The sequence below is a fragment of the Paenibacillus silvae genome (assembly GCF_014639235.1).
In the GTDB taxonomy this organism is placed as follows: domain Bacteria; phylum Bacillota; class Bacilli; order Paenibacillales; family Paenibacillaceae; genus Paenibacillus; species Paenibacillus silvae.
In genome coordinates, this window is the sequence record NZ_BMFU01000003.1 from 14,158 (window position 1) to 40,266 (window position 26,109).

The 26,109-nt window shown below is 47.2% G+C and carries 22 protein-coding genes; 4 read left to right on the plus strand and 18 right to left on the minus strand.

Annotated features, from left to right (window positions below; translation table 11 throughout):
- Positions 1 to 26 precede the first annotated feature (26 nt).
- Entirely contained in the window at positions 27 to 896 is an 870-nt protein-coding gene (locus IEW26_RS10740; RefSeq protein ID WP_188592443.1) for a DUF2161 family putative PD-(D/E)XK-type phosphodiesterase, read from the plus strand.
- 145 nt (positions 897 to 1,041) lie between these two features.
- On the opposite strand, the gene IEW26_RS10745 is transcribed toward IEW26_RS10740, so the two are convergent.
- From IEW26_RS10745 to IEW26_RS10755, 3 genes are all read right to left on the minus strand, one after another.
- The gene (locus IEW26_RS10745) at positions 1,042 to 1,668 is read right to left on the minus strand and encodes an FMN-dependent NADH-azoreductase (RefSeq protein ID WP_145403054.1); all 627 of its coding nucleotides are present in this window, start codon (positions 1,666 to 1,668) and stop codon (positions 1,042 to 1,044) included.
- 187 nt (positions 1,669 to 1,855) lie between these two features.
- Positions 1,856 to 3,079: an aminotransferase-like domain-containing protein gene (locus tag IEW26_RS10750; protein ID WP_145403055.1), complete on the minus strand. Its 1,224-nt coding sequence runs from the start codon at positions 3,077 to 3,079 to the stop codon at positions 1,856 to 1,858.
- A 116-nt stretch (positions 3,080 to 3,195) separates the two neighbouring features.
- A complete protein-coding gene (locus tag IEW26_RS10755) occupies positions 3,196 to 3,852 on the minus strand; it encodes a response regulator transcription factor (RefSeq protein ID WP_145403056.1) in 657 nt (218 codons plus the stop codon).
- 442 nt (positions 3,853 to 4,294) lie between these two features.
- Between IEW26_RS10755 and IEW26_RS10760 the strand changes: the two genes are divergently transcribed.
- On the plus strand, positions 4,295 to 4,705 hold the full coding sequence (locus tag IEW26_RS10760; RefSeq protein ID WP_188592444.1) for a hypothetical protein: 411 nt from the start codon (positions 4,295 to 4,297) through the stop codon (positions 4,703 to 4,705).
- Complete coding sequence (locus IEW26_RS10765; RefSeq protein ID WP_188592445.1) at positions 4,702 to 5,766, plus strand: phosphodiester glycosidase family protein; 1,065 nt, start codon at positions 4,702 to 4,704, stop codon at positions 5,764 to 5,766. Before IEW26_RS10760 ends, IEW26_RS10765 begins: the two co-directional genes overlap by 4 nt.
- A 332-nt stretch (positions 5,767 to 6,098) precedes the next feature.
- Here IEW26_RS10765 and IEW26_RS10770 read toward each other — a convergent pair whose 3' ends face one another.
- The 6 genes from IEW26_RS10770 to IEW26_RS10795 all read right to left on the minus strand — a co-directional run bounded on the left by IEW26_RS10770 (position 6,099) and on the right by IEW26_RS10795 (position 13,832).
- Positions 6,099 to 7,115: a LacI family DNA-binding transcriptional regulator gene (locus IEW26_RS10770; RefSeq protein ID WP_111271458.1), complete on the minus strand. Its 1,017-nt coding sequence runs from the start codon at positions 7,113 to 7,115 to the stop codon at positions 6,099 to 6,101.
- A gap of 101 nt (positions 7,116 to 7,216) precedes the next feature.
- The gene (gene bglX, locus IEW26_RS10775; protein WP_188592446.1) at positions 7,217 to 9,382 is read right to left on the minus strand and encodes a beta-glucosidase BglX; all 2,166 of its coding nucleotides are present in this window, start codon (positions 9,380 to 9,382) and stop codon (positions 7,217 to 7,219) included.
- A gap of 138 nt (positions 9,383 to 9,520) precedes the next feature.
- Positions 9,521 to 11,119 carry a type 2 periplasmic-binding domain-containing protein gene (locus tag IEW26_RS10780; protein ID WP_145403061.1) on the minus strand — a complete coding sequence of 533 codons (1,599 nt, stop codon included), beginning with the start codon at positions 11,117 to 11,119 and terminating at the stop codon, positions 9,521 to 9,523.
- Between the two features lie 57 nt (positions 11,120 to 11,176).
- The gene (locus IEW26_RS10785) at positions 11,177 to 12,079 is read right to left on the minus strand and encodes a carbohydrate ABC transporter permease (RefSeq protein WP_145403062.1); all 903 of its coding nucleotides are present in this window, start codon (positions 12,077 to 12,079) and stop codon (positions 11,177 to 11,179) included.
- Positions 12,080 to 12,096: 17 nt separating this feature from the next.
- Complete coding sequence (locus tag IEW26_RS10790; RefSeq protein ID WP_111271454.1) at positions 12,097 to 13,056, minus strand: ABC transporter permease; 960 nt, start codon at positions 13,054 to 13,056, stop codon at positions 12,097 to 12,099.
- Between the two features lie 11 nt (positions 13,057 to 13,067).
- Positions 13,068 to 13,832, minus strand: coding sequence for an alpha/beta hydrolase (locus tag IEW26_RS10795; RefSeq protein WP_111271453.1), 765 nt, complete (start codon positions 13,830 to 13,832; stop codon positions 13,068 to 13,070).
- Between the two features lie 499 nt (positions 13,833 to 14,331).
- Here IEW26_RS10795 and IEW26_RS10800 point away from each other — a divergent pair, with 499 nt between their 5' ends.
- Positions 14,332 to 15,249 carry a serine hydrolase domain-containing protein gene (locus IEW26_RS10800; protein WP_188592447.1) on the plus strand — a complete coding sequence of 306 codons (918 nt, stop codon included), beginning with the start codon at positions 14,332 to 14,334 and terminating at the stop codon, positions 15,247 to 15,249.
- A gap of 140 nt (positions 15,250 to 15,389) precedes the next feature.
- Here IEW26_RS10800 and IEW26_RS10805 read toward each other — a convergent pair whose 3' ends face one another.
- From IEW26_RS10805 to IEW26_RS10845, 9 genes are all read right to left on the minus strand, one after another.
- Positions 15,390 to 15,635 carry an AbrB/MazE/SpoVT family DNA-binding domain-containing protein gene (locus IEW26_RS10805; protein ID WP_090919903.1) on the minus strand — a complete coding sequence of 82 codons (246 nt, stop codon included), beginning with the start codon at positions 15,633 to 15,635 and terminating at the stop codon, positions 15,390 to 15,392.
- 331 nt (positions 15,636 to 15,966) lie between these two features.
- Complete coding sequence (gene trmL, locus IEW26_RS10810) at positions 15,967 to 16,431, minus strand: tRNA (uridine(34)/cytosine(34)/5-carboxymethylaminomethyluridine(34)-2'-O)-methyltransferase TrmL (RefSeq protein ID WP_111272307.1); 465 nt, start codon at positions 16,429 to 16,431, stop codon at positions 15,967 to 15,969.
- A 170-nt stretch (positions 16,432 to 16,601) separates the two neighbouring features.
- The gene (gene serC / locus IEW26_RS10815; protein WP_186322947.1) at positions 16,602 to 17,711 is read right to left on the minus strand and encodes a 3-phosphoserine/phosphohydroxythreonine transaminase; all 1,110 of its coding nucleotides are present in this window, start codon (positions 17,709 to 17,711) and stop codon (positions 16,602 to 16,604) included.
- Positions 17,712 to 17,926: 215 nt separating this feature from the next.
- Entirely contained in the window at positions 17,927 to 19,351 is a 1,425-nt protein-coding gene (gene glnA / locus IEW26_RS10820) for a type I glutamate--ammonia ligase (RefSeq protein WP_111272309.1), read from the minus strand.
- Between the two features lie 412 nt (positions 19,352 to 19,763).
- On the minus strand, positions 19,764 to 20,828 hold the full coding sequence (gene aroF, locus IEW26_RS10825) for a 3-deoxy-7-phosphoheptulonate synthase (protein WP_111272448.1): 1,065 nt from the start codon (positions 20,826 to 20,828) through the stop codon (positions 19,764 to 19,766).
- A 270-nt stretch (positions 20,829 to 21,098) separates the two neighbouring features.
- Positions 21,099 to 22,052, minus strand: coding sequence for a 4-hydroxy-3-methylbut-2-enyl diphosphate reductase (locus IEW26_RS10830; protein WP_111272310.1), 954 nt, complete (start codon positions 22,050 to 22,052; stop codon positions 21,099 to 21,101).
- Positions 22,053 to 22,119: 67 nt separating this feature from the next.
- A complete protein-coding gene (locus IEW26_RS10835; RefSeq protein ID WP_145403067.1) occupies positions 22,120 to 23,580 on the minus strand; it encodes a sensor histidine kinase in 1,461 nt (486 codons plus the stop codon).
- Position 23,581: 1 nt separating this feature from the next.
- Positions 23,582 to 24,271: a response regulator transcription factor gene (locus IEW26_RS10840; RefSeq protein ID WP_111272312.1), complete on the minus strand. Its 690-nt coding sequence runs from the start codon at positions 24,269 to 24,271 to the stop codon at positions 23,582 to 23,584.
- A gap of 170 nt (positions 24,272 to 24,441) precedes the next feature.
- Positions 24,442 to 26,085, minus strand: coding sequence for a S1C family serine protease (locus tag IEW26_RS10845; RefSeq protein ID WP_145403068.1), 1,644 nt, complete (start codon positions 26,083 to 26,085; stop codon positions 24,442 to 24,444).
- Between the last annotated feature and the right edge of the window lie 24 nt (positions 26,086 to 26,109).

The window sequence follows — 26,109 nt, forward strand, 5'->3', positions numbered from 1 at the left end:
ATTATTACAGGAAAGGAGCAGAATGCATGGCTGTACAATATGAAACGGAGCTGTACTCCCCCGTCAAAGCATTTTTTGAGCAGCGAGGATTCGAGGTCAAGGCCGAGGTCAAGCATTGTGACCTGGTTGGAGTCAGGGCGGATCAGGATGAACCACTCATTGTGGAGATGAAAAAAACGTTTAACCTGTCTCTGCTTCTGCAGGGCATGCAGCGCCTCAAGCTCAGCCCGCTCGTCTATCTGGCGGTAGAGCGTAACCGAAGCAAACGCGGAGCTGTCAACCAGCGCTGGGGTGAGCTTACAGCATTGTGCAGCCAGCTCGGCCTCGGGCTGATCACGGTCACCTTTTACAAAACAAAAGCTCCACTGATTGATGTCTTATGTGAGCCTGCGGTCATAAAAAGCTCGGGCAGGAGTGTTCCGTCAGCTCGAAGAAGCGGCATCCGCCGCCGGCGTCTGCTCAAGGAATTCGATGAGCGGAGCGGAGATTATAACACAGGCGGCAGTACAGGCCGTCAGCTGATGACAGCTTATCGTGAAAAAGCGATACGTGTCGCGACTGCACTGAGATCCAGTGGTGAATCCTCACCTGCAGCGCTTGCCCGTCTGACCGGTGTAGGCTCAGCAGCAGCCATTTTGCAAAAAAATTATTATGGCTGGTTCGAGCGTCTTTCTCGCGGCAAATACATACTGACGGTCAAAGGCGTGGAAGCCATAACCGAGCATACGCTGATGATACAAAATCAGGGGCAGGCCGCCAGCGACGAGCACATATGGAACGTTCATACCGAAATAACCTATACTGACCCGGATACTGCTGCGGAACATTCGCTGGATGAGCTTGCTCAGATTGCCGAGGTTTCCGAGCATTATCTCCTGAACCGCACCAAGGAGTGATACCTGCTCCCATACCACTAAAATAAGAAGCGCATGCCAGTGTATGTGGGTCATCTTGTCATTTCACTGCCAAGCAACACAAAAAAACGCCTGTCATCTCTTTAGGAGACAACAGGCGTTTTCTTTAAACCGATATTAAAATGGATTAGAAGCTTGCTGCTACTTCTTTAGCCAGTTTCAAACCAGCTTCCACGATTTCTTGGGCACGATCAGGTGCAGCAGCGTGACCTTCAACAACAACAACCTCAGGGTTTTGGATACCCCAGAAGCCAAGTACGTTTGTTACATAACGAACGGACATTTCAGCAGATGCCATAGGCTCTACGGAATATACGCCGCCGCGTGCGCTCAGCAGTACTGCCTTTTTGTCGCCTACCAGACCTACAGGGCCTTCAGCAGTATATTTGAACATTTTACCTGCTTGGCTCAGGTAAGAGATGTAGTTCACCAGTGGTGCTGGAACAGTGAAGTTCCACAGCGGGAACGCAAATACCACTTTGTCAGCTGCCAGGAATTGATCTTGCAGTTGTGCAGCCAGTGCTGCCGCTTTTTGCTCTTCTGGAGTTGCTTCGATACCGTTAGCTGCTTTGTAACCACCAGTGATTACAGTGTTGCCGTAGTAAGGAAGATCTGTATTGTAGAGATCCAGCTCAGTGATTGTATCACCTGGGTGGGACTCTTTGTATGCGCTAAGGAATGCATCGTACAATTGAACACTAACAGCTTGATCCGCAGGACGGTCATTAGCTTTAATAAAAAGAACATTAGACATGTTGAAATTTCCCCCAATATTAAAATATATGAGTGCGTATTCTGAACTCGCAACCGCTGCTGCCTAGTATAAAGAAACCAACAACTCATTAATTCATATTATATATAAAAATGTTAGTGGATGCAATAACGTAATCTCATAAATTGTGATACAAATTGGATGACTAAGTGAACAACCTGTTACATTGCTAGCTCCGTGCCGTAAATTCCGAGATCGCTTCGCTGATCAGATTCATGCCAAGCAACAGCTCATCACGTCCCGGACGGCTGAAATTCAATCGGATATACCGCTGATCAAGCGTTCCTGTAGAGCATACCGTTCCAGGCAGAAATGAAACTCCCTTCAACAAAGCTGCTTTGAGTAGCGCCTCACTGTTCAGCCCTTCCGGAAGTTGTACCCACAGATACATTCCACCTTGAGGTATGTTGTAGCTGCATCCTTTCCAGCCAGGTCTCTTCAATAGTTCCAGCATCAGTTTAAGCCTTGTTTTATATTCCCTGTTCAGCATGGCTAAGTGATCTCCCCATCGAAAAGGAGACTGCGCAAGCAACTCGTACAGCAGCCGTTGATTCATGGGACTGGACTGTCCGTCTGCAATTCGTTTCAGGGATGTCATAGCCTCAATCAAGGCAGGATGTCCGGCAGCCCAGCCTGTGCGAAGAGCAGGCGCCACTGTTTTGCTGAAGGAGCCAATGTAGAGAACATGTCCACCTTGATCGGCAGTATCGAGTGCAAAGAGCGAAGGATACTTGTGATAGAATGCAGCGGGCTCCAAACCGTCAAAATGCAGCTCACCATAAGAATCATCTTCGACCAGCAGAACACCATAACGCGCGCACAAATCAAGTACAGCTTCTCGTCGCTCCATACTCCATAGAATTCCCGTAGGATTGGAAAAGCTGGGTGCAGCAAAAAGCAGCTTCGGTCTAACCTGCTGCATGTGCTGTTCCAACAAATCCGGCAGAATGCCATCCTGATCGCCAAAGACAGGTACAATGGTTGCGCCTTGCATTTCCAATACCTCAAGACAGCCGGGGGACGTAGGATGCTCTACAAGCACGGAGTCTCCCGGCTCAAGCAGCAGGCGCATCACCAGGTCAATTGCTTGCTGCGTGCCTGTGGTCAACAAAATCTGATCAGATACCGTCCGTATCCCTTTACGTTCATTCCAATCCTTGTTCAGCCATTCCCTGAGCGGGGGATAACCCGCCGGCTCTCCATACTGCAAAGCAGAAGGGCCTGAACTAAATACAGACAGTGCCGCTTGCTCCAGAAGCTTAAACGGAAACAATTCCTCCGCGGGCAGTTCTTCAGCGAGTGAAATGAAATACTCCTTGCCTGACATATCGCGTATATCCCTCAGCGGTGATGACAAAAGCCTGTTGGTACGGGAAGCAAAGAAATATTTCATGGATAGATCCCCCTTTATTCTATTCCGAAACTGTTCTCGCAGCCGCCCTACAACCTATTCCAGCCAGACACCAAATATACCGGACGATACATGATTGATCACCTGACAAGCGATAATCAGGATACCGTCTTGGACTGCCTTGCATGCAAGGCATAACGTTCGATGGCCTGTGCTCTGCTGCTGACCTCCAGCTTCACATAGATTTTACGCAAGTAATTATCAATCGAGCGTCTGCTCACATTGATTTCACTCGCTATTTTATCATAGGTTACCCCTTGAACAATCCTTTCCATGATAAAAGTTTCCGTTTCTGTTAATTCAACTGCGTATTGCTCCGAAGGAGGTTCGGAAGGCTGACCCCACTCTGCACTATCAAGCCATGACAAAGGAATTGAAACGTACCCTTCCCTGAGGCCGGAGATCAGATGAATAAGCTGGCTCGGCGAAGCTTGCTTGGATAACATTCCGCTAGCCCCAAGGGCCATGAGATGACGAAACAGCTTCACATTGTCTTCATCGGTCAGAATGATAACATGTGTATCCTTTGAAAGCTCTTTGATCCGGGAGATATATTGATCTGCCTGCCCCTCCGGAAGGCGGTAATCCATAAGAATAAGATCCGGCTTGTGCAGACTCACAAGGTCAAGACCTTCTGTGCCGGTTGAAGTCATACCCTGTACGCTCAAATCCTGCTGCTCTTCCAAAATTAATTTTGTACCCAGCATGCTGGTGGGGTGGATATCTACGATGACCACCTGCCATACTTTTTTCATTGTGGTTCCTCCTGTTATGTATTGGACAATTGACTTCTGTTATCCATCCATATCCTTTTCGCGGTTTATGCGACAGTCCGAGTATAGATGAAGCAAAAGTCGGATTGTGTCGAATAATAGGAGAATGCAGGTTTCAGACGCTCAAAAGCTCTGTTTCCTGACTATATCTCACTACGAAAACGCCCAGATAGATACTCTTACATGCCTGAAATAATCAAAACCTAGTATAATTTTCCTGCATTTCTATCTAAAAAAGTCGAAAACCCCGCCCAAAGTTCCTACTTATTGCATCTATAAGAAATTGTATCCTAGGACTTCCTTCCGATGCAATCTCTTTTTATTCTATTATTTAAAGAATTTCATTTTTGCGTAATGAATAGCAGCATGATAGAATGAGAATTGGTAATTTTTTAACCTTAATATCAAAACCAGGAGTGATGTTATGAATTTATCCGATCCGTCTTCTGACATCCATCACACCCGGAGCGCCAAAGGCAAGGCTGGATCATCCGTCAAATGGTTTCTTGTCATGTGGATCATTCTCATTGCTTTAGGAGTTGTAGGTACCTACTACTATAGCAATCATCTTCAGCAACAGATGATCAGCAAGCTTCAGGTTCATACACAGCAGCAGATCGATGCTTTGAAAACCGATTATGAAAAGCAGCTCTCTACCATTTCATCCGAAGTAGCCGCATTGCAGGGACAGGTTCAATCCTTCAATGAACTGCTCACTTTTACAAAGGATAATGCGAGCAACAAAACGGATAACAGCAACAAATTATATACCCAACTGAGCGAAGTGAAAAAACAACTGGACGCACTCCAGAAAAAGATGGACCTGCTCAAATGATTACACCCGTCAAAAAGGTTAATCGTTTTTTTATGCTTGCGCTCGCTCCTTTCATCGGGTTAATTTTCTGTTTGCTGCTATTACGTCCTGAACTGGATACAGGCACTCTGCTTCCTTCTAACTTGCCTGAAGAGCATGTTACTGCCCAGACCCAAGCAATCAGCAAAGAACTGGCAGGAGCAAAGGAGGCTGCGATTCAAACTTCTTCTTCTATTAAAAGAACAACACAGCTTTATAACCAAACGACCAGCACCATGTCCACGATTGTGCAAAAGGCTTCCGTTCAGGCATCCAGACCGGAAACGATCTACAACAAGCGGATTACCTCCAAACTTGGTGTGCCATTTGAACGAGTAGACAGCGACCGGATTACGATTGAGATGTACCGAGTCAATCCGGGCACCTACACCGGATATGCGATGAAGGTCAAACTGAAGGATCACAGCGCAATGCAGATGGCATTGAACAGTGAGCCTGGACGATCCGAGACAACGATGCAGGCCGTGAAACGAAGTGGAGCCATTGCGGGTATCAACGCTGGCGGATTCGCAGACAGTGGCGGCAAACGTTACCCTTTGAGTACAACTGTAATGAACGGCAAGTATGTGAACGGTTTCCAAGCCAGTTTCAAGGACCTGTTCTTCGTCGGACTTAACGATGCTGGCAAGCTTGTCGGAGGCAAATTTTTTGATCAAGGCTCTCTGGACCGCTTGCGGCCGCAATTCGGAGCAACCTTTGTGCCCGTGCTTATGAAAAATGGACAGAAAACGATTATTCCGGACAAATGGAAGGTATCTCCCAAGCGTGCACCTCGAACCGTCATTGGCAACTACAAGGATGATCAGCTATTAATCATTGTGGTTGATGGATATAATGAAAATGGAAGCTCCGGCGCAACACTGGAAGAGATGCAGGGCAGATTGGCCAAGCTCGGTGTAATAGACGCTTATAATCTGGATGGGGGCGGCTCCTCCTCCCTGATTCTGAACAACCGGGTCATCAATAAACCTTCAGATGGCAATCTGAGACCTGTACCTACCCACTTTTTATTTTACAAATGACAGGGTAAAGCATTCCTTTTCTACCTATTATGGTTATAATAGAAGTAAATGAGCTTGTGCAGGAGGTGCAAAGTGCATGTCGTTTTCACTGACATTCTGGATTATTGCAGTTGTACTAACGCTATTTATCACAGGCATTCTCACTGCATCCTACAACCAAGACAAAACAAAAGGCCTGTAAGGCAAAGCCTCTCCCCGGAGAGGCTTTTTTCATGTCTCCGCACACAGCAAAAGACAAGTCTTGAAAGAACAGGGAAATTCCTTCAAATCTTGTCTCTTGCTGTAACGTTCTAGTGTCGACAGGCAGTCACCGGGCGAGAAGCCAGATCTGATCAATAGCTTACTGCACGTTCACCGGGCATGGACAACAGGGAATCGGCCTGTTTCGGACCCGTTACAGACTCTCCCTCTACCAAGGTGACATAGATTCGCTCGTGATCTACAGGTTCTCCAGCTATGATCTTAATTAACTGCTCTGCTGCAAGCGCCCCCCACTTGCGTTTGGAATAATCGATGCTCGCCAGCCTAGGCTGCATGTAATTGCTGAGCTCAATATGGTCAAAGCCTATGACATCAATCTGCCTGCCCACCTTTAATTCACTTTCCGCAAGACGGTCACATAAACCAATCGCCATCTCATCGTTTAGACAAAATACGGCGGCCGGCTCCGTATACGTCTGTACAATCTGATCCGCGGCTCGTTCTCCTCCGCTTTTCTCGAAATCACCGACAATCTCGATCCACTCTACCTCCGCTTCACGTTCTGCTACCTGTCTAACAGCCTTCAAGCGCTGTACCGAGTCAAATGAACCTTCCGGACCCGTCACGACATAAATCTTTTTATGCCCCTTTTCTATCAAATATTCCATCGCCAGCGTAGCTCCAGCCTTGTTATCCAGCAGCACCTGATTAATGTTGGCGTGCTCCAGCTCGCGGTCAAGCACAACGATCTTATGCCCTCGATCGGCATACTGCATAAGCTCCTCACTTGCAAACGTATGATCCAGAATGATCGCACCATCAATCATTCTTTCGGGCAGCATGCGATGGGACTGTTTGCCGCTGCATACGATCAGATCATATCCCTGAGCATTGCATACCGCCTTCATGCCACTTAACAGATCCCCGTATACATCACCGCTGAAATCCGTAAGAAACACACCCAGAATCCGCGATTCTCGCTTCTTTAATGTTCTGGCCGCCGCATTGGGCACATAGTTCAGCTCTTTGGCAATCGCCAGTATTTTGGAACTGGTCTCGTCGGTCACTTTGTTGCTTCCATTCAGCGCGTATGATACGGTCGAGATGGAAACTCCCGCCTTTTTGGCGATATCCTTGATACTGACCATATTCTTCGCTCCTCTGTTATGTTAATCAGGCCTTTCACTACTGAAAGACCTGATTTTTAAATATAGCTTATGGTTAGTGTTGCACCATAGAACAAGATGCTTTAAACGAGCTTAAACGAACGGCTCTGTGTATCACTGCTATTTGGTCCTACCATAATGCGAAACTCACCGCGATCACTGTGATATCCAAGATCAGCATGGTGGTAACGAAGCTGGCTCTCAGACAAGGTAAAGGTTGCTGTTCCACTCTCACCCGGCGCCAGAGACAGCTTCACATAATCCTTCAACTCACGCATCGGACGAACGACATCACCGCTCACATCGCGAACATAGAGTTGAACGGTCTCCACACCGTGACGATCACCGGTGTTTGTTACAGAAACCTGAACAGTCAGCGGGTTGCTTGCCGTCATCTCTTCAGCCGAAACCTCAACTTCCCCATATACGAATGAAGTATAAGAAAGACCGTAACCAAACGGGAACAGCGGTTCATTGACACTATCCAAATACTTGGAAACATAACGATTCTCGGTGTTATCCGGGTTGATTGGGCGACCCGTATTGAAATGATTGTAATATACCGGCACTTGTCCGACCGATTGAGGAAAAGACATCGTAAGCCTGCCTGATGGATTCACCGCGCCTGTAAGCACATCAGCGATAGCTGCCCCACCTTCACTACCTGGGAACCAGGCTTCCAGTACAGCATGTGATTCATGCACCACTCCGTGCAGGTCTAGTGGACGACCGTTAAAAATAACACTGGCAATCGGTTTACCCGTTGCCTTCAGCGCTTGTACCAGCTGCAGCTGCGCTGCTGGCAGACGAATATCTGTCCGCGATCCAGCCTCCCCACTCATCTCGGAATCTTCACCGAGCGCAAGCACAATCACATCCGACTGATGTGCAACCTCAAGCGCCGCAGCAATCTGCTCGTCCGTAATCGTGTGTACATCACTGCCCTGCGCTGTTCGAACCGTACCTTGCGGCAGACGTTCCTGAAGTGCAGTTCCCAGCTTCACTGCATCAGCCTTGACGCCTTCACAAGCCCACCAGCCGAGAATATCCTCACTTTGGGCAAACGGTCCGATTAACGCAACGTTTGCATCGGGCTGAAGCGGTAGAACCTGGGCTTCATTTTTCAGCAATACAGCGGACTTCGCCGCAAGTTCTCGCGACACCTCACGATGTTCCTTGGAAAAAACAATCTCGCGTTCACGTACAGGATCAGCAGCGCGGAACGGATTATCGAACAACCCCAGCTTGTCTTTGAGCTGCAGAATTCGCAGCACCGCTTCATCCACTAGCTGCTCCTCCACTTCCCCCTTCTGAATCAGCTCTGGCAGATGATTAACATAACATGGTGTCATCATCTCCATGTCTACACCCGCACGAATAGCACGATATGCTGCCTCACGATCGTCTTCTGCCGCGCCATGGGCTATCATCTCGCGGATCGAGGCCCAGTCGGAGATTAACACTCCGTCAAAGCCCCATTCATCACGCAAAATGCCGCGCATCAATTTCTCGTTGCCGCTGGCCGGGATACCGTCAACCGTATTGAAGGAGGTCATCACCATCTCCACACCTGCATCGAGTGCCGCTTTATATGCTGGCAAATAATATTCCCGAAGCTGACGCTCGGACATATCCACCGTGTTATAATCACGGCCTCCCTCAGCAGCACCGTACGCTGCGAAATGTTTGACACAAGCCGCAAGACGATCCACTTCTTCTGTCAGGTTATCTCCCTGATAACCGCGAACAAACGCAGCGGCGAACAAGCTGTTCAGATACGGATCTTCACCCGTTGTTTCCATTACACGGCCCCAACGTGGATCACGCACCAGGTCAACCATCGGTGCAAAGGTAACATGCAGCCCGGATACTGCGGATTCACGCGCCGCAATCTCGGCGCTTTTCTCCGCAAGCTCCAGATCCCATGAGCAGCCTATTGCCAGCGGAATGGGAAAGATCGTTTTGAAACCATGCACCACGTCTGCCATAAACAGCAGCGGGATGCCAAGACGACTTTTTTTCAAATAAGCTTGCTGCACATCCATGATGGCCTGTGCTCCAGACAATCCAAGAATCGAGCCACTTGCGTTGACCGATTGCTCTGTGATGCCCATCTCTTCCATCGGCCCTGTAATCTGGCCCTGTGTATCTGTTCCTTCATAGAAGTTAGCCGTCAGCTGCAGCAGCTGGGCTACCTTCTCCTCCAGCGTCATCTGATTCACCAAATCCATTAACTGCTGATTATTCATCCAGATAAACCTCCACTACACGTATATTGAAAGAAAGAACCCGGCTGCGTTCGGGGAGAGACCGCGCACCGGGTTCAATCAGACGGGAGACAGAACGCTCCTGCCATCCCCATCCTGTTCATTACTGCTTTTCAATTACTAGAATTTCTCGTTCAGTTCGTCCAGATATGGTTGAACCAATGACATTTTGCTGTTAACCCACTCTTTCCAGTTGGCTTCCAAATCTCCGCCTTTGAGGATCAAGTTGGCATATTCGTTTTGATAATCGAAAGAAGCTTGACTTTTCGCTTTGGAATCGTACAGATTAACATCCCAATCGTATGGTGCCAGTGATTTGCTTTCTGTACCTAATTTTGCTTTTTCCTGGAACAGCTCTACTGCTCTGTCACGATAATCTTTTTTGATTGCAGGGTTTACGACACTGAAGTCATCTCCCAGAAGGTACAGTCCTTCGAAACGTGCAGGGTATTTGTCTTCCAGCGTTGTTCCTTCAGGCAACAAGTTTACGAGTTCTTTATTGTCATCGTATTTCCAGTCCTTGCCTTCGAAGCCCATGTTGATCAGCAGTTGTCCTTCTTTGGTTGCGGAGTAATCGATCAGATCCATGATGCGTTCGAATTTCTCGTCACTGATGTTCGGATTGAAGATCAGAGCAGACCAGAAGTTCGCTTGTTCCATATTGCGATACTTACCATCATCGCCCAGCACGATCGCTGTGTGAACAAGATCATCACTGTCGACACCAAGATTTTTTCTCATATCGGAATCCAAACCTTGTCTGTAAGAAGCCAGTCCACCAAGACTGGTTACAGCAGCAGTACCTGTTACTTTGAAGTTGTTTTGTCCTTCATTGTTTTTCCAGGTGTAGAACTCTGGGTTAAGCAGTCCATCCTTGTATGCTTTTTGCATCAATTTCAGGCCAGTCAACGTTTCCGGGTCTGCAGGACCCCAATGGAACTTACCATCTTCACCTTTGTAGAAAGGAACATCTGTCATCGCATGCACACTGTTAGGCATAATGATGTTAGTCATAGCATCGGCAGCATTGTAAGACAATGGCACCAATTTGTTGCCCACTTTGCCTGGGTCTTTTTCTTTCACAAGTTCAGCAAATTGATTCAATTCAGAAGTCGTGTACGCATCTTTCAGTTCAAAACCGACAGCTTCCGCCCAGTCTTTGCGAAGAGCGATAACACCGATTTGATTCGTCAACGGGTCTGCCGGTTTGTTTTCAAAATAGATCGGTCTAGGAAGCACATACGTACCGCCTGTCAATTCTTCCAGCTTGTCGCCAAGTCCTGTCAGCTTGTATGCTGCAGCAACGTTTGGCCAGCGCTCTTTCCAGTCATCCGGAAACTTGTAGAACAAGCCTTGATCAATATTATTGATTGCATCGCCGTGTACATAGTTCCATACCGCTACATCCGGCAGGTCGCCAGAGTTGATCCACAGACGAAGCTTTTCACCCCAGGAATCCCAGTCAATATAGTTGTAATCCCATTTAATGTTGAATTTGTCTTCCCAGAACTTGTGGAACTCATTGTCCATGTTTCCGTTTTTCACTTCAGTCAGGTTCGCTACAGAAATCGTCAGGTTATCTTTGTAATTTCCTTCCGCATCCTTCTCGTTGCCACCTTCTGAACTGCTGCTGTTGGAACAAGCCGATACTACCAACATCAAGAGACAGAGTGTGATCGCAAATAACGATTTGACTGACAACTTTTTGCCCGTTTTCATGCTTTTACCCCCATGTTTTTAGTCGAATTTCTAATGCATTGAAATCCTATGTGTATATCAGGTCTTGATAGCCCCTGTTAATACCCCTTTGGCAAAGTGCTTTTGCAGCATTGGGAAGAAACACATAATTGGTACCATCGTGACAAATACCGCAGCCATCTTCATACCCATAGAGAAGCTGCTAAGTTTTACTGCATCCACACTGGATGCGTTGGATGCATTCGTTGTGGAAGTCACTATGATGTTCCTCAGCACGTTTTGCAGCGGTAACTGATCTGCTTTTCGCAGGAAGATCATCGCATCATACCAGCTATTCCAGTAGGCTACGCCATAGAAAAGCGTGATTGTAGCCATAATCGGTGTCGCCAGTGGAAGGACTACGGAGAACAAAATTCTCCATTCCCCTGCACCATCCAGCCTTGCCGACTCCATTAGCGATTCAGGCAAGGTGTAGAAGTAGTTCATCATCAGGATCATGTTAAAGGCACTGAAGCTTCCCGCCAGAATGACGGACCATAACGTACCTGTAAGATGCAAGGATTTCATAATGAGGTACAGTGGAACGATACCTCCGTTAAAAATCATGGTGAACAATACCAGGAAAAAGATAAACTTTTTGAACGGGAAATTGCTGCGGCTCAGACCATAAGCCATACTTGTTGTCAGGAACAAGCTGAGCGGCAATCCGATCACAAGCAAAATCAATGTATTTTTGTAACCCGACAGGATGCTTCCGTCAGCGAACAACGCTCTGTAAGAGTCCAACGTGAATTCTTTCGGGAACATCAGGAACGGATTTTCAGCATACTCTTTTTGTGTTGCAAACGAGATCATAATGACATTCCAGAACGGAATCAGGATCATCAGTGCCAGCACTAACAAAATCGCGAAGATCACATAATCAAGCACGGTCATTCGTTCCGTGCCAATCTTCGGCTTTCTTCCAGCCTTCTTGCTCATTTCTTACTCCTCCTTTCTTATCGGAACAAACCATCTCCGCCAAGCCACTTGGCAAATCTGTCAGCCAGCAGCAGCAGCACCATATTCACCAGGGAACGGAACAAGCTGACCGCTGTCGAGAATGAGAAGTCGGTCGAGGACTGGAACGTAATCCGGTAGATATATACATCCAGCACTTCCGATACATTTTTCGTTGCTGCATTCGCCAAGTTGAAGATCTGGTCGAAACCAGAGGACATCAATCCGCCGACGGACAAAATAAACATAACCGTAATCGTAGGAAGGATGTTCGGCAGGGTAATGCGGAACATTTGCTGCATCCGGGATGCCCCGTCAATCTGTGCAGACTCATACTGGTCCTGATCGATACCCGAGATCGCCGCGAGGAAGATAATCGCACCCCAGCCGCTCGATTTCCAGATATCCGTCAGAAGCAGCATCGGAACAAAGTTGGATTCAGATCCCAGGAAATTAATCGTTGGCAGTCCCAGTAACGAGAGTGCACTATTTACCAATCCGTCATAAGCAAGCACGTTGATCACAACCCCGGATACGATAATCCAGGACAGGAAGTGCGGGAATGTCAGAATGGTCTGGAACCACTTTTTCCCTCTGCGCATCCGCAATTCATTCAGCAGCAATGCCAGAATGATCGGAAACGGGAACTGAATAATCAGTTTCAGAATGTTAATGTACAAGGTGCGCCATACGGCATCAATAAAGGTTGGATCACGGAAGACGTATTTGAAATTCTCAAATCCGCTCCAAGGGCTTCCCCAGATTCCCAGATTTGCCTTGTAATCCTTAAATGCCAGTGACAGGCCGCCCATCGGCATGTAAGCAAACAGGATCAACCAGACAAGCCCGGGTACAAGCAGGGTATACGTCATTCGGTGCTTCCAGATTTCAGTCCAAAGCGACTTGCCTCTCATGTTTGCCTTCAGCTTTTTGCTAGGTCCTTCGGCTGCAGGTTTCAATTTGCATCTCCTCACTCTACTATGGTGTTGTCGTTGTAAAGAAAATCAAACATCGTTTTCAGATGCTGTTCCCAAAATCTCCATTCATGCGTCCCCGGTGTCTCCACATACCGAAAATCAAATGCAGTTCCCTGCATGTACTCGGCGTAGTCCCGGTTCATGTCCACAAACGGATCATGGTCACCGCAGCAGCTCAGAATCTTCGGCAAGGGGGCTCCCTGCTCCAGCAGCTTGGCCGACAATGCGTAAATATCCTGATCCGCCTTCACCTGTAACCGTTCCCCAAAAACCGCTTTCATTTCCTTGACCATGCCTTCGGGCATGTGCGGATCACGAAGCCTTGCTTGAAGATTCGTCACCCCGGATAACGATACGATCTTGCTATATCGCTCAGGATAAGTCAGGCCGCATTTTAAAGCGCCGTACCCCCCCATGGATAACCCGGCAACAAACGTTTTGGCCGGATCGGTATTAAGCCGGAGCAGTTTTCCGCATATTTCGGGCAACTCCTTAGTGATGTAGTGGAAGTAATTCAGGCCGTATTCCATATCGGTGTAATAACTACGGTTTGCTTCCGGCATGATGACGGTACAGCCGTAATGGGCTGCGTACATCTCAATGGTGGTTAAACGTTGCCAAGTGCTCGCATTGTCTCCAGCCCCGTGGAGCAGATATAGTGTACCGCCTGAAGTCTCTCCGGAGTCACTGGACACCACATGTATGCTGGTATTCATGCATAATGTAGGCGATCCGGTTTCGATCGTAATATGCGCCATTTCGTAACCCCTTTCAGCTTTGCCGCTGTTGACTACGGCTTACTGCGAATCTCTTTTTCTCTGTGTGCTGTGACGTTCTCTCATACTCCCCGTGAAAGCTCTGTTATCGAAACGATTCTCTCGAATCGTTTCAAACATAACCAACGTTGATTTAATAAGACTTAAAATATCAACATTTTACTTGGAAGCGATTTCTTCGAATCGTTTCGAATAAATCATAATCCCGATGAGTAAATCCTGTCAATAACCTTTTTACATTTTTCGCGTTATTTTATCAAAACAGTGACTAAACAGCTTCAATTTTGATCCAAAAGACACTTTTATTGTTAGCATATTAAGGTTTAACCATCCATTTTTGCACCTGAATTGACATTGAAGCAAGTTTGTACTAACATGAGTTCTAATTTTGTGATCAGATTGCGGAAACGTTTCACCAGATTAAAACAAATGCATTTTTGATGGAAACAAATCGGATTTTTTCTTAAATCAGGAGGGTATCATGTCTGAACAACTGAATGGCTTCATTGACACCATTACAACGCAGCAGCTTCAGGTTCATTCTGTACGCATACTGCAGCATGGACGGCTCTTGGACGAGTGGCATCAGAATACCGATTACCGCCGTGTACAGCATTCTGTCAGCAAATCCTTCACCTGCATGGCCGTCGGCCTGGCCGTTCAGGAAGGCCTTATTCATCTGGATGCAAGGCTGGGTGATTATTTCCCTTATGATCAATTACAATCCAGTTCCTCACAGCTTCCTTCCCCGCGGGAGATTACACTTCGGGATCTTCTTCGTATGTCTTCGGGCCATGATTCTCCCCCGCTCTGGGCAGACGAACGAGCTTCCTTACAGGAAAAAGACTGGGCGAAACATTACATGTCTCTATCACTTGACCGAATGCCTGGAACGCATTTTACATACAGCAGCGGTGATACATTTATGATTTCGGCCATGCTGCAGGCAGCAATCGGCCAAACAGTTAAAGATTACCTCATTCCACGACTGTTTGAACCACTAGGTATGCATGAAATTGAGTGGGAGACTTCTCCTCTAGGCGTGACTCTGGGTTGTGCGGGTCTATGGTTGACTAATGAGGAATTAAGCCGATTCGGTCAGTTTATCCTTCAGGAAGGCCTCTGGAATCATCAGCAGCTTGTTCCTGCCGAGTGGATCAGAGCTGCTACGCGGAAGCAAATAGATACAAGCGGGAATGGAAACGGAGATTGGGGACAAGGCTATGGTTATCAATTCTGGATGTGCACGCATGGTGCTTATCGTGCCGATGGAGCTTATGGTCAATTCTGCATCATGCTGCCTTCCAAACATGCAGTCATCAGCATCAATAGCCAGGAAGAGAATATGCAAGGCATTCTTGATGCCGTTTGGGCGCAAATTCTGCCTATATTAAACTGAAATAGAGCTGATCACACGGTAATACGATGACAGAGTGATCGAGGAGGAGCCGATTTCATCCGGTGATTCATTTTATCTAAATATACAAAAACGCCATCGAGCTCAAGAGCTTAATGGCGTTTTTGCATTTGATTTTCTTCTTATGATAGCTGAGTCATTTCTTCCAAGCATTGTGCGCATATGTAACGCTCTTTAAAGTCATTGACATCTTCCATCGAACCGCAGAAAATACATTTCGGGCGGTATCTTTCCAGAATAATATGATCCCCTTGCACTAGAATTTCTACAGGATCTCCTTCATTCATTTGATACCTTTTACGCAAAGATTTAGGCAATACGATCCTACCCAATTGGTCAACTTTGCGAACTACTCCAGCTGGCTTCATAGCTACGGCACACCTCTCCTATCTTACTCTGAATTTCTAGGTACATTAGTACTATATCTATAGATTCGCCAAAATTTTGTCGAATCCTGCTGGAAATAAACATTTTTTGTCCTTTTTTTTGAAAAATGTTTTTTCAGCGAATTCTAACCTCATTTTGCAGGTGATTTTACTAGGGCGTGTCTAAAAACTCTGAAGAAAGCAGATTTTGCCGAATTTTCGTTCCAAGCAAGGAAGTTTCCCGAAGGCGTGCCGGGGCACGTCAAGGGGAAGTGACGTAGCAGGGGGCGAAAAGGGGGTAAAAGGTGCACTTCAGTAGGTTTCAAGACACGCCCTAATCTAAACCGGGAAAATCCAGCTGGCGCAGCGCCTCATACACAATAATTGCCGCCGAATTGGAAAGATTTAACGAACGTACGTCTCCCGTCATCGGCATTTTCATGCAAGTCTCTGGATTTGCAGCAATTAATTCAGGCGGAAGCCCCTTTGTTTCTTTGCCAAATACGAGAAAGTCTCCATCTTGAAATTCAAAATCACTATACCGATTTTTCGCTTTCGTTGTTGCGTAGAAAAAACGTGCACCTGCATACTTCTCTTGCACCTCAGCAAACGAATCATGGTATTCAATATGAACCGCATGCCAGTAGTCCAGTCCGGCACGTTTAAGTGTAGCATCATCTGTCCGAAATCCCAATGGACGAACAAGATGCAGATGGGTACCCGTTGCCGCACACGTCCGCGAAATATTGCCTGTGTTAGCTGGAATCTCCGGTTCAACAAGAACGATGTGTAATGCCATATGTGTTAGATCTCCTTTTTTAGTTCAGGTTCATAATTACAACAATCCTTTAATTCTAAAGAAAAGCCTCCCACACGTCAATGTGGAAGGCTTTGGAACAGCTGCCGCTCAACCGTGAAAACCGCTTATCGAAGGCTCACTGCTGTAAGTTTTGGTCTTCTTACATTCAATTATCCGTTTGTTTGCTGGAAGTGGTTCATGAAGTCAGTAAGTGCCTTAACACTCTCATATGGTGCAGCATTGTAGATAGACGCGCGAAGGCCGCCTACACTACGATGCCCTTTCAGGCCAACAAAACCTTCCTGCTCGGAAGCTTTAATGAATTTCTTCTCCAGCTCCTCAGATGCAAGACGGAACGTCACGTTCATTAACGAGCGGTCTTCTGGCACAACACAGCCACGGTAGAAATCACCGGAAGAATCGATTGTATTGTAGAGCAGCTCGGCTTTTTTGATGTTCTTCTGCTCTACACCAGCCAGACCGCCCTGCTCTTCAATCCATTTCAGCACTTCGTTCACCATATAAACCGAGAAGGATGGCGGTGTATTGTACAGGGAGTTGTTGTCCACATGTGTACTGTAACGGAACATCGTTGGAATCGTTTTTGGAGATTCACTTACCAGTTCCTCACGTGCGATTACAACCGTAATGCCCGAAGGTCCAAGGTTTTTCTGAGCGCCTGCATAGATCATGCCAAACTGATTCAGGTCAAACGGTTTGCAGAAAATATCACTCGACATGTCTGCAATAAGCGGTGCAGATCCCGTATCAGGAAACGACTTGAACTGGGTACCTTCAATCGTTTCGTTGGAAGTGATATGAACATACGCTGTACGCTCAGGCAGCTGCAGGTTTGAAACATCCGGCAATTTCATAAATTTATCTGCTTCCGATGATGCAGCAATCTGCGTCTCACCAATCAGCTTCGCTTCAGACAGCGCCTTTTTGGCCCAGCTGCCTGTCATGATGTAACTGGCTGTCTGACCTTCCCCGAGCAAATTCATCGGCAGCATCGCAAACTGAGTGCTTGCACCGCCCTGCAGGAAGAGCACTTTATATCCTTTTGGATTGCCTAGCAGCGACAACAGACGCTCCTGGGCTTCATTATGTACAGACTCGTACACGGCCCCGCGGTGAGACATCTCCATGATCGACATACCTGTATTACGAAAATCTACAAATTCCGCCTGGGCACGCTCCAATACTTCTAATGGCAATGCTGCTGGTCCTGCATTAAAGTTATACGCTCTCTTTGTCACAAAATCCCCCGCCCTTTCCATCCTTAACTGACATATGAAGTAAATATTATCGCTATGATATCAGTATTCCCTGACCGCTTCAAGGGAAATATGCACTGAAAATGCATTCCAGGCTATCAAATTCCTTTATCACCCTAAAAAGTTAAAGCACTGCACTGTTTGCTTCAAGGAAAAGCCTCCGAGAGCAACTCCCGGAGGCTTTGAGCTGGAACCACTCGGGTCCCGACCCCGACCGATTAGCAGTCGAAGTAAAGGCTGTACTCGTGCGGATGAATGCGGATTGCAACAGCTTTAGCTTCATCGCGCTTGAGGTTGATATAATTATCGATGAATTCTTTTGTGAATACGTCGCCTTCAGTCAAGAACTCGTGGTCAGCTGCGAGTGCATCCAATGCTTCTTCGAGGGAAGCCGGTACACTGCGGATGTTTTCTTTATCTGCATCAGACAGGTCATAGATATTTTTGTCCAGTGGACCATATCCAAGCTCAGTCGGGTTGATTTTGCGTTTGATTCCATCCAGACCCGCCATCAGCATTGCAGAGAATGCCAGGTATGGGTTAGCTGTGGAGTCAGGTGTACGGAACTCGATACGACAGCCTTTAGGTGTTACAGCAGCAACCGGGATACGAACAGCTGCGGAACGGTTACCTTTGGAGTATACCAAGTTAACTGGTGCTTCATAACCAGGTACAAGACGTTTAAACGAGTTTGTACTCGGGTTTGTCAAAGCGATCAGTGCCGGAGCATGGTACAGAATACCGCCAATGTAGTGCAGAGCCATTTCGCTCAGGTTTGCATATCCACCTTTGTCATAGAACAATGGGGAGTCACCATCGAAGATGGATTGGTGAACGTGCATTCCGCTGCCGTTGTCGCCAAACAATGGTTTTGGCATGAACGTTGCTACTTTGCCATATTGACGTGCTGTATTATGAACGATGTATTTGTATACAAGCAGGTTATCTGCTGTTTTCTTCAACGTATCAAAACGGAAGTTGATTTCAGCTTGACCAGCTGTTGCTACTTCATGGTGATGACGCTCGATAGACAAGCCGGCTTCTTCAAGCAAACGGCACATTTCACTACGAATATCTTGTTGAGTGTCCACTGGTGCTACTGGAACATATCCGCCTTTTGTGCGAACTTTGAAGCCCAGGTTACCGCCTTCTTCTTTGCGGTTAGTGTTCCATGCTGCTTCTTCGGAATCTACATAATAAGAGGAGCTGTTAGTGCCGCTCTCATAACGAACATCGTCGAAGATGAAAAACTCGGATTCCGGTGCGAAGAACGCCGCAGTACCTACGCCGCTTTCTTTCAGGAAAGCTTCAGCTTTCACTGCGATGCTGCGCGGGTCACGCTCATAACGCTCGCCATCCGGTGTGAAAATGTCGCACATAACATTCAGTGTAGGGTGTGCAGTGAACGGATCGACATAAGTCGATTCAGGGTCCGGCATCATAACCATATCGGACTCTTCAATACCGCGGAAACCTTGGATCGAAGAACCATCAAACGCTACTCCATTTACGAACGTGTCTGCATCAACAGCCGAAGCTGGCAAAGAGATATGATGCGCACGACCAGCCAAATCTACAAAGCGAAAATCTACCCACTCGATGTTGTTCTCTTGAATTGATTTCAATACGTTTTCAACCGACATGTATTCGTCCTCCCAAATATTCCGAACATTAAACAACCCCACGAAGAAAATGTCTATATATTCGAATTTTTTTCTGTCGTCATTATAAAATCTCAAATGTGACATCGTCAATACTTATGTAAGGTATTTTTTGAAGATATGTTAGGTATACTTACATTTTGGAATACATATAAATTCATATAACAACGTTTTTTGTTTACATTTGACTGGTTTAATGCGGTGAAGTAACCCCGAAAATCGCCTAAATGATGGAAAAACATAACATCATAAATGTTTCTTATCACCTTTGATTAATAAATATGTTCATCCGCGTAAAATAGACGAAAAACCGGACATCTCCCTCAATTGTTCACAAAGAACAATTCGAGGCAAAAGTCCGGTTTGAATGGGTATTTTCCGTTATACAGCTGAATTATACCCCTACACGTGCCGGGAAAAAGTCAGCAGGCTGTTTAGCTGTGTTAAACGTTTTGCCCACAATCGGAGCTAATTTCTCCAGATCCTGCAGCAGGTTAGCAAACTGATCAGGGAACAGGGATTGCACGCCATCTCCAGTCATAGAGTTGTCGGGATCGGTATGCATCTCAATGATCAAACCGTTTGCTCCGGCAGCTACCGAGGCTTTGGTCATTGGCTCGACCAGCTCACGACGGCCTGTTCCATGGCTCGGGTCAGAGATTACTGGCAGATGGCTAAGAGACTGCAATACAGGGATTGCTGACAGATCAAGCGTATTTCGCGTGTAAGACTCGAATGTGCGGATACCGCGTTCACACAGCATTACATTCGGATTACCGCCTGCGAGAATGTATTCTGCTGCATTAAGCAGTTCATCGTATGTCGCACTGAATCCACGTTTCAGCAATACAGGTTTACCACACTCACCCAGCTTGCGCAGCAAATCAAAGTTCTGCATGTTCCGTGTTCCCACCTGCAAAATATCCGCGTACTCCGCACAGATATCTACATACTCCGGTGTCATCACCTCTGTGATCGTCAGCAGGTTATGCTTCTGTCCTGCTTCAGCCATCATGATCAAACCTTCTACACCTGTTCCCTGGAAGCTGTAAGGGCCTGTGCGTGGTTTGAAGGCACCTCCGCGAAGCACCTGTCCGCCCGCAGCCTTAACAAGTCCAGCGATTTCATCAATCTGTGCTGCAGACTCAACGGCACAAGGTCCGCCCATTACGACAAGCTCTTTGCCGCCGATATCTACACCTTTAATAGAGATGACAGTGTCTTCCGGGTGGAAGTCACGGCTTGCCAATTTGTACGATTTTGAAATCTTCACCACATTCTCTACACCCTTCATCTGGCGCAGATGTTCCTGCATTTTCGGCTCCACTTTACCGATCAGACCGATGATGGTGCGATCCTCTCCGCGAGAGACATGTGCCTGAAGCCCTTCCTTTTCAATAACACTAACGATATCCCGGATTTGATCCTCCGAAGTATTCTTGCCTGCAATTACGATCATATTTTTCCCATCCTTCCTTTTATAAGAGCACCTGTGTGTATTTTGTTCGTCTGGTTGTGTTAATTTGTGAATGTAAATTCAGATCAAACTCTGTCGCACTTAAACGCTTGTTCGCTTTTAAGCTTTTAATCACTAAAGCAAATATATCACAGTTATTTCTCTTCGTCAAGATGAAACATACCTGCACTTGTCTCCACAGAGCATAAAAAAAACATCCTGCTCGCCATATCCAATAAAGGAATGACACAGCAGGATGTTCCCGTTTCGAGATTATGTGGTGCGGGTTTTCTCTCTAACCGGAGGCAATAGTTTACTCATGTTTACCGTACGCTTGATTTCCCAAGTCTCCGGCTGATCATGCTCATACTGCTCCAGGTACTGAATAACTTCCTTCGTAATTGGTGTTGGTGTTGAAGCTCCTGATGTCACAGCCACTTTCTGGACACCTTCTAGCCACTCCTGCCGGATTTCGGACACATCCGATACACGGTATGCAGTCACACCCGCAATCTCCTCTGACACCTGTGCCAGACGATTGGAGTTGTTACTGCGCGGATCACCTACGACAATCACCAGATCTGACTGACCTGCTTGTTCAGCTACTGCCTCTTGGCGTACCTGTGTAGCAAGACATATTTCATTATGAATCTCGGCACCGGGGAACTTCTCCAATAGCCGGCTCATTATATGCTTGATATCCCATTGACTCATCGTTGTCTGGTTGGTAATCAAAATTTTGCCCGCAGGCACTCGCAGCCCTTCGATCTCCTCTTCCTTTTCGATCAGATGCACATGGCCTGGCGCAACACCGATTGCCCCTTCTGGCTCAGGGTGGTTCTTCTTGCCAATGTAAATAATCTCATATCCCTCGGCCGTTTTCTCCCGAATCAGATCATGTGTCTTGGTCACATCAGGGCATGTTGCATCCACTGTGGTCAGCCCCTTCTCCCGAGCCAGCTTACGCACCTCCGGTGATACCCCGTGCGCGGTGAAAATGATCGTGCCGCTCTCCACCTGATTCAGAATCTCCATCCGATTAGGACCGTCAAGGGTAATAATACCTTCATCTTCAAAAGAATCTGTCACATGTTGGTTATGCACAATCATGCCCAATATATAAATCGGCCGTGGTAAATCCAGATTGCGTGCCGCCTGACGTGCCAGCACCATGGCGTCCACAACTCCGTAACAATATCCCCGCGGCGAAATTCGCAGTACTTCCACTTTGTTGCCACCCGCTTTCTTTCCCGGCTGTACAGCCGTTGTAATTGCAGTCTTTTCTATTATACCTTTATTCAATAGGCGGGGCAAAGACAACCGGCAGCCAAATGATAAACGTTGTTCCTTCGCCGCGTCTTGTCACAACTTCTACAGACCCGTTATGCTCCTCGATGATCCATTTGGCAATGGATAAACCGAGTCCAATGCCCGGCGTCGCTCCGCGGGATTCATCCGCACGGTAGAAGCGATCAAATATAAACGGCACCTGATCCCGTTCCATGCCGATCCCTGTATCGCTGATGCGCAGTCCAACCTGCCCTTTGTACAAGACAGCATCCAGGGTTACAGACCCCTCCGGTGTGTACTTAAACGCATTCTCGATAAAAATAAACAGCATCTGCTGCAAATAATCTTTGCTTCCGTTCACATAAATACCATTCAGAATCGACAGATCACCTGGAGACCAGTCTGCTTGCCGATCCAGAAATTGTGCTCTGCGTGCCACTTCCTGTACCAGAATTTGCAATGGAATCGGATTAAGCTCGATTTTCTGGCCTGTATCCGCTCTCGCCAGTGACAACATATCACTGATCAGACGGCTCATGCGTTTGCCCTCATCGGCCATATCCTCGATCGCTTCCAGAGACATCTGCCTGATCGTTTCTTCATCCAGATTCGGGCGATCCCCGCCCTCCTGATCCCACAGCTTTTTCAGGAAATCCACATTGCCTCGAATCGTTGTCAGAGGTGTGCGCAATTCATGAGAAGCATCTGATACAAAGCGGCGCTGTGCGGCATTTGTCTCTTCCAACCCACGGAAAGACAATTCGGTACGCTCCAGCATATTGTTCACCGTCTCGATCAGACGTCCGATCTCATCCTTTGGCCCGTTGTACTGAATACGAACGCTGAGATCATCACCTGATTGAATCTGATTAGCAGCATCGATCACATAAACCAGTGGCCGCATTGACTTGCGAGCCAGGATCAAACCGGATGTGATGGCAAGCGCCATGGCTACCAGCCAGCCAAAGACGAGAATGTTCCGCAGCGCTTCCAACAAACGCTCCTGTGAGCTGACATTCGCACCCACCTGAAGCAAACCTCTGATCTCATTGGTCCCCTGAAGCGATAGAGCTTGCTGGTTCACCAGAAAAGGGATGCCATGCACTGTAATTTTGGAAATGCCAATTTCATCGCGAATATTATTAATATTGACGATGGGGAATACTATTCCTGCTTTCTCCAGATTGCCCGAGGACTTGTATGATCCCGTCCGGTAATCGACCAATTGAATATAAATCTGAGCCTCTTGCAGCTGACTCTCTGCATACGGATCAAGATCAAGAGTCTGCGATAACGGATTAAACCCGATCTGCTCCGTGATCCTCAGACTTTTTTCCCTCAGCTGCTGCTCTACTTCATTGTACGTATTAAAATATACAAACGCATAAATGACGACACCCCAAAAAATCAGCACGGCTGCCAGAATCCCAGAGTACCATGCGGTTAGTCTCAACCGGATGGACATGTCAGGAGTCACCTCTCAAAATATAACCGGCCCCCCGGATCGTCTGAATGACACGTTTACCTCCATGCTCTTCCGTCTTCTGTCTCAGCATGGCGATGTAGACCTCCAGAACGTTGGATTCTCCGCTGTAATCGTATCCCCAGATTTTGTCCATAATCAGATCTCGAGACAACACCCGCCTAGGATTCTGCATAAAGAGATGCAGCAATTCGAATTCCTTCGCCGTCAGCTCCAGACGTTTTCCATCCCGGAGCACTTCACGCGAATCATTATCCAAAATGATATCTTCATATACCAGACGGTTATCGGCCACACTGCTGATATCGGATTTACGGCGCAGCAAAGCCCGGACGCGAGCGAGCAGCTCTTCCAGCGCGAACGGTTTTACCAAATAATCATCAGCGCCGGTATCCAGTCCTGTAACTCTGCTCTGAACCTCATCTTTGGCCGTGAGCATCAAGACCGGAACTGTGCTTCCGGCTTCCCTTAATCTGCGACATACTTCAAAGCCGTCAATTTGCGGCATCATCACATCAAGCACTACGATATCGGGTTCTTTGTCCATTAGTTTGCTCAGGCCTTCTGCCCCGTTGGAAGCTGTTTGTACGTCATATCCTTCAAATGCCAGCCCCCGGCGCAGCATTGATACTATTTTTTCATCATCATCTACAATTAAAATAGTTGATCGCATGGTCTTTCTCCTTTACCCTAACGTTTGTATTCCCATTGTAACAGGCCCAGGCTCGATTCGCACCTTCTCCATTCCAAGCGTGGTTTGAAGCTATAAAAAGGGCACAGTGCAAAAAACGGAAGGGCCGTCAAACCCTTCCGTTCTTATGCTTGCTTTTGCATCATGCGCAATTATTGCTGCTGTGTTTGTTCTGTATTGAAATCATTTTTGTTGCCGATTTTCACCTTCACATCAATCTTTTTGCCGTCACGAACGACATTCAGCGTAACCTCTCCGCCAACTTTTTGAGTCTTGATAAAATCAATCAGATCCTGGCTTGTTGCTTTTGGAGTACCGTTTACGCCGGTAATAATGTCATACGGTCTCAGGTCAGACTGATAAGCTGGCGATTGGTATACCGTGCTCGCTACAACTGAACCTTCCGTAATGTTTGTTCCCATTTGTTTAGCTACTTCTGGAGTAAGGTTCATAAGAGACGCACCAATGAACGGTACAGGTTCTTTAGGAACATCCTTGTTTTCTTTCAGATATTTCACAGCTTCAGAGATCACACTCGATGGTATTGCAAAACCAATGCCCTGTGCATCCGCACTCACAGCAACGTTCATGCCGATAACTTCACCATTCAGGTTGAGCAATGGACCACCAGAGTTCCCCGGGTTAATCGAAGCATCTGTTTGCAGCAGGTGGCTGTATTCACGAGTTTTTCCTGTTTCCTGATCCGGAATACTGATCGTACGTTCTTTCGCACTCAGAACCCCCGCAGTAACGGTGTGTTCGAAACCTTCCGGGTTACCAATCGCTACGAGCCATTCACCAACCTGGGTGTTGTTTGAGTTGCCCAGCGGCGCAACCGGGAAGTCTTTATCTCCGCTGTTTTTCTCAATCTTCAGCACCGCAAGATCCAGATCAAAGCTGCTGCCCAGCAATTTAGCTTCATAAGGCTTGCTGTTGTTTTCAAGTGTTACCTGAATGACGTCTGCACCCTGAACGACGTGCTGATTGGTCAGGATATAACCGTCTTTGTCAAAAATGAATCCTGAACCAATGCCCAGTGGAACAAGTTGATTGCTGGCCTGAGGCTGCTCGCTCTGACCTTGATTGCCACCAAGCCCATTATCATTACCGCCGCCAAAGAAGTATTGATACAGCGGATCATTGGTATTGGCTCCTCCCTGTCCTGAACCGCTGCGAGAGGACTGCTTCGCAAGTGTTTCAATCTTGACAACGGCTGGACTGGTTTGCTTAACAACGGACGATACATCCTCTTTGCCTGTTGGCAGAAGAGATGCTGTCACGTTATTTCCGCCGCCTGTATTACTTGGCGTCTCCTGCGCAGCAGTTTCATTTCCATTGGTTAGCGAAGCCTGCGGGGTAAACATGTTCGTTCTGTCTGCTGTGTACATCAGTACCGTGATAACCAACATACCGGCAATAAATGAGAACAGAAGGGATCTTACTGAAGACCTTGGTCTGCGATTGTTGTAATTCCATCCACCATTATTGTTGCCGCCATTCCCTTGACCGCCACCGTTCCCGGAACCGCTACCACCAGAGATTCTGCCTGACTGATCCGAAGCTCCGCTGTTATAGTAGGTCGGAACAGGCTTGACCGGATCTGGTCTCGTAATCTCTACATTTCCTTCTTGGCGTGCCCCGTCGGAGCCAGCTGTATCTTCCTGATTCACAGACTGAAACGGTCCATAAGAATAATAATACGAGGAATCATTATTGCCGGCAGAATTGCGATTTTCTGCTTGTGTCGTTTCCTTTTCCTCATCTTGTCGGTTCGATCTATAATTACGCTCGTCCATGCCTCTCTACCTCCCAATCTCTTA